Source organism: Atribacterota bacterium (assembly GCA_039638595.1).
Taxonomy (GTDB): domain Bacteria; phylum Atribacterota; class Atribacteria; order Atribacterales; family Caldatribacteriaceae; genus Profundicultor; species Profundicultor thermophilus.
Genome location: JBDIWM010000079.1, coordinates 1 through 4,831, shown reverse-complemented (window position 1 = coordinate 4,831; position 4,831 = coordinate 1). Strand labels below are relative to the sequence as shown.

At 44.6% G+C, this 4,831-nt stretch carries 5 protein-coding genes; 1 reads left to right on the top strand and 4 read right to left on the bottom strand.

The genetic code is table 11. The features are described from left to right. Positions 1-74 precede the first annotated feature (74 nt). Positions 75-524 carry an S-adenosylmethionine decarboxylase gene (locus ABDK92_11020; protein ID MEN3187132.1) on the bottom strand — a complete coding sequence of 150 codons (450 nt, stop codon included), beginning with the start codon at positions 522-524 and terminating at the stop codon, positions 75-77. Between the two features lie 436 nt (positions 525-960). On the opposite strand from ABDK92_11020, the gene rpsT reads away from it, so the two are divergent. Next, positions 961-1,233, top strand: coding sequence for a 30S ribosomal protein S20 (gene rpsT, locus ABDK92_11015; GenBank protein ID MEN3187131.1), 273 nt, complete (start codon positions 961-963; stop codon positions 1,231-1,233). Here the strand turns inward: rpsT and ABDK92_11010 are convergent. The 3 genes from ABDK92_11010 to ABDK92_11000 form a co-directional block, all read right to left on the bottom strand. Then, entirely contained in the window at positions 1,184-2,152 is a 969-nt protein-coding gene (locus tag ABDK92_11010; GenBank protein MEN3187130.1) for a hypothetical protein, read from the bottom strand. The two genes, rpsT and ABDK92_11010, sit on opposite strands and share 50 nt — an antisense overlap. Further along, entirely contained in the window at positions 2,133-4,187 is a 2,055-nt protein-coding gene (locus ABDK92_11005) for a ComEC/Rec2 family competence protein (GenBank protein MEN3187129.1), read from the bottom strand. The genes ABDK92_11010 and ABDK92_11005 overlap by 20 nt, the downstream gene beginning before the upstream one ends. A gap of 249 nt (positions 4,188-4,436) precedes the next feature. Beyond that, a partial coding sequence (locus ABDK92_11000; protein MEN3187128.1) for a 6-phosphofructokinase occupies positions 4,437-4,831 on the bottom strand: 395 nt, incomplete at its 5' end.

The window sequence follows — 4,831 nt, the reverse complement described above, 5'->3', positions numbered from 1 at the left end:
AGAACACACCGAGCAATAAAAAAAGGGCGAACCTGATTTTTTACCTGGTTCGCCCTTTAAAGAAACGGAGCCAGTCAGGTGTGGACCATTCTTTCCAGATTCTGCAATCGCTCCTCTAAAATAAGAGGAATAACCGATGGTATCTCCTTGGGGTATTCGATTCCTCGATCGAAAACTTGATGACAGAAATCAGTAAGGTGGAAATATTCAGTGAGATTACGAATCGCCTCTTCGACATCAAAGGGTTTGCAAGAGAAAATGTCCACACTCACATAACCTTGAGCCGGAAAAGTATGAATGCTGATGTGGCTCTCAGCAATGATCACAATGCCAGAAATGCCCCCTTCTTGTGGTGAGCCCCCCTGATACTGAAAAACATATGGAGCGGTGACCTTGGTCATCCCCATGTGGACAGGAAAGCTATCCAGAAAATTTCGAATCCGATCCAAGTTCCCAATGGCATTCGTATCCTGGGTGTACCCGTCAAGAACCAGGTGCACTCCAATTTCAAGTATTTTCTCCATAGTTATCCCTCCCTTCACAAGGATTGAAATCGAAATTTATAGAGCAAAAACGATGGTCACGGTAGGTACCTACCGTGACCATCAAGTATTTAATTCAACCCACAACTCCTTTAAATATAATTAGCGCTCCCCCTTTCAGACCCGGTATAACCGGCTCAAAGACGAGAGACACTCCCCATAGGGAAAGGGTAATTCCCTTTTTGGGTGTTTCTGGAGGGAAAAACTACGACACTCAGTTGCTGCTGAGGTCTTTTGCGACCCTCTTCCACCCCCTTACGTATTCGCAGTTATTATATAATTTGTTCCCCCAATGTCAATGACCTAGAAAAAATTTTTTGATCCCAGGGAAATTGTGCTAATCTTGTCAAACCATCCTCCTTCTGTTAGAATTAGCGTTGTTTTTTGAATACCGAAAGGAATCATAAGAGGTGAAAGAATGCCAAACACGAAATCTGCATGGAAAAATCTACGTAAAAGCGAAAAGAGGAGATTGCGTAATAAAAGCGTAAAATCAAGTGCAAAGACATATGTGAAAAGATTCTTGGAACTCGTGAACAGCGGAAAAACCGAAGAAGCCAGGGCTTTCTTGAGCGAAGTAGCCAAAAAAGTTGACATGGCTGTTAGCAAAGGTGTTTTTCACAAAAACAAAGCAGCGCGGATTAAATCAAGGCTTGCTCGGCGGTTGAATCGGACCACGATTCACTCATAATTTCCCCTATAATCCGGGTTAATGTAATTCTGGGATCCACACTTTGGGTTTTAATTAGCCTGTCTGCGGTGCGCAAAAGAGCAAAGGTTCGGCGTACTTCAGAGAGGCTATATTTTTCTTTCATAGTGATGACCTTTTCCGCTTCAAAAGGGTGAAGGTCTTTCCCCTGCCATACATCGCGGGTCATACCCTCTCCTTCATAGCATTGTAAAAGAAGCCTAAAACGACGAGCAATTTGAGCAATAAGCCATGAAACTGAAAAGTCAAGTCGCCAGAGCATTTGCAGATAATGGAAGGTTTTGGTCTCCTCCCGCTTTCCCAGAGCATCGAGAAATCGAAAGAGTACTACCTTTTCTTCTCGCTCAAAGAACCATTCGACTTCTTCTTCAGTAACATCCTTTCGCCCGGTAAAACATGAAAAGAAATATTCAAGATCGCTCCTTCCCAAATTATAAGTTCCCAGAAAGCGCAACAGTTTCTCTTCTGCCACCTTATCGAGAGAAACGCCAAACTTCTGGGCCATGGACGACCAAAATTTCTTGAGGATCATTTCATCAGGCTTTACCACAACACAGGATACATCGTTCCACTTCTGTTCTTCCATCTTTCGAGGGATAAAAAGAAAGAAAAAGGGCGTTGACGCTAAGGTATCTTTCATTTTTAGAATGGCTCTTTCTGGAATCCCCCAGAGTACAAACAGGATCGCCTCTGGAAAAAGAGAGGGAACCAGAAATGACTCTACCACATACTTCCACTCTTCCTCGTTTTCCACTTCCACCACACGCTGTACCTTGAGTTTCCTGACGATAAAAGGAAGATACCAGTCTTCAAAAAGTTTTCTGCCTATGCGAAGCTCAAAAAGAAAAAACCGGGAAGAAAGATCGTGCTCGTACCACTTTTTAAAGGTTTCTTTTCCCAATTCCTCGTACCCTCCATTTGCCCAAAAAGGGATAGATTCGTATGGCTCCGTCTTGTTGCGTAATCAAGGAACGCCATCCGGCTTTTTGCACCATTTCCAGAGTTCTTCTATCCGGATGACCGTACTCATTCTCTCCACAGGAGATTATAACCGTATGACACCCAGTGCGGGAAAGAAGTTCAGCAAGGTTGGGATAATACTTCCCATGATGAGGAAGAATCACCACTTCTGCCGTAATGCTTTTCCCGCAACGTAAAAGCTCATCGATTCCCCTCTCTTCGATATCTCCAGTCACTAAAATCCTCATATCAGGAAAAACAACAAGATACACGAGAGCCTGGTCGTTCTCCGTTTCACCTCTTATTGGGAACACTTGGACTGTTACTTGGTCAGTCAATTGAAAGCGAGTCGGCCATTTGATCGGCACAAAAGGAATACCTCCTTTCTCCAAGTTTTCCGGCGCAAAAAGAGATAATCGGGAAGAAGAAGTAAAAACATCCAACCCCGCTACATGGTCTTTATGCCAGTGGGTGAGAAAAATATTCCGGATCTCTCGAATATCCCTATACCACAAAAATCGCTTTAGAATCGTCTCTCCTACCAGATTATATCCCCGGATCACACCTCCCAGGTCAATAAAGGAAATCGTTTGCTTTTCCACAATGCCACAGGCCAGACCCTGTCCCACATCGAAAACCCAGAATTCTCGGGCGGGCAAGAGAAGAAAAGGCGTTACTGAAATGGGGAAAAGGAGCAAAAAACATAGGGCTTTCGTCCTCTTTGCTTTCAAAATGGATCCCAGAGTCACCACCAGAACCCCCGTAAAAACCCACACACCCCAAACAAGATCCCCAGAGCGAGAAAAATCGAGAAAAAAATGAGGTAAACGAGTAGTAAAAAACTGCGTCAAGAAAAGAATGTTCCGCAAAAGGAATCGCAATACTATTGCCACTCCACGACGGATCGGGAAAAACCAGATGAAAGGAGTTCCCCAGAAGGCAAGAAAAAGAACCCCTTCGGTAAGAGGAAGAAGAATGATGTTTCCCAGTAAAAAAAGGGAAGAAAAAGAAAAACGATGTATCATGAGGAACGGAAGCGAAGTGGAATATACTGCGAGCCCCAGCAGCAAATTTTCCCTGATTATGGTTTGAATAAAACCGTGTCTTTGCCCCTCTCCTTCCAGAAGACGCAATACCACCACCAACCCCCAGGTTGAAGCAAAAGAAAGCTGCGCTCCTCCGTTAAGCAGCATCTCCGGCTGGATCACCATCATGGAAAGAAAGGCCGCCCAGAAAATCCCCCCGGATGGCACCTTCCTGCCAAACCATTTGCCCAGAAGATAGAAACTGAGCATAAGAAAGGACCGAAACGCCGAAGGAACCAGGCTACAGAAAAGAAGATAGAGAAAGGAAAAAACAATTAAAAGGAAGGCAGAAAATGGTCTTAAAATCAAAAATTGCTTAAGGACTAAGAGCGTCATCCCACCCAAAAGCGTCAGATGGAATCCCGAAACACAAAAAAGGTGATATACTCCCATATGTTCGAAAGAGTCCTTTTGGTGAAAAAATTGCGTGTCCTTTTCCCCCAAAAAGAGTGCCGCGAAAAGCGATGCTTCGTTCCCGATTTGTTCCTGCCAAAGAGAAAGAAGTCTCTGTTTTCTCTCTTCGACCCAATGTAAGAGGGTAAACCACAAGGAATGCCCAGAAACAGCCCGAAAGTCTTTCACCTCTAAGTATCCAACCACCCTCTTTTTCCACCACTGTAAGCGCTGATCTACTCCACCGGGATTGACACAGGAAACAAATTTCCGGAAAACCCCACTAAAAACCCCCCGGGAATAACCGAGGTGCGTAAATCCTTTCCCTCGCAAGAGAACCGAAGGAGAATAAACGGGAAATCCTTCAATCCGGGTAAGAAAGTATTTTCCATCTCTTTCAATGACATAGCCAGTAAGAGATACAGGTTTCTTATCCCAGGAACGGAAATACGATACTGGATAATCCAGACTCCAGAAATGAATGCCAACCCCAACCAAAACCCAAAAAGCGAGAAAAAACCAAAAAAAACAAAGACCCCGATAAGAGAATATTTGCAAACCAAAGAAAATAACCACCAGAACGAACCACAAAGGAAAGGATAAACAGAAGACGTGCTGAAGAGTAAATCCTCCCAAAAGCGAAACACTGACCAGAAAGAGAGGATAACGTAAGAAGAGTAGACTTGTTGTTTTAGATCCTGTACGGTGAAGCATACCCAAAGGGGAGGCAATTACCTCCCCCAGCTATTATCCAGTCACTTTAGCAAAGCGAGCTTTCAATTCCTCTTCAGTGAGGTTAGCAACCTGGGCAAGCTTTTGCAACATCTTTTGGTCCTCAAGGTCCTTCTTTTCCAAACGAATCATGAAAGACCGCGCCACCTGATAATGGTAAGAGCTGGTGTCAACTGTTCGGACCTTTGTCCTTCCGGTCTGAGGATCCATAATCTGGTCAAAGGGAATAGGATTCAACTTCCCATCCAGGATACTGATGAGCGCACCTTCTTTCTCCACCTCCGCGGGATAGTCCTCACCGAGAAGATACCGGACCGCTCCGTAACCCAACTCACGAGTGTATGCCATATCAAAGGCTACCGGTGCCGCACAGCGTAACTCATACCCTATATCCTTGGTGACGATGGTGA

Coding starts and splice junctions, on each gene's coding strand:
- ABDK92_11020 (MEN3187132.1), bottom strand. CDS start 524: ATGGAGAAAATACTTGAAATTGGAGTGCACCTGGTTCTTGACGGGTAC.
- rpsT (MEN3187131.1), top strand. CDS start 961: ATGCCAAACACGAAATCTGCATGGAAAAATCTACGTAAAAGCGAAAAG.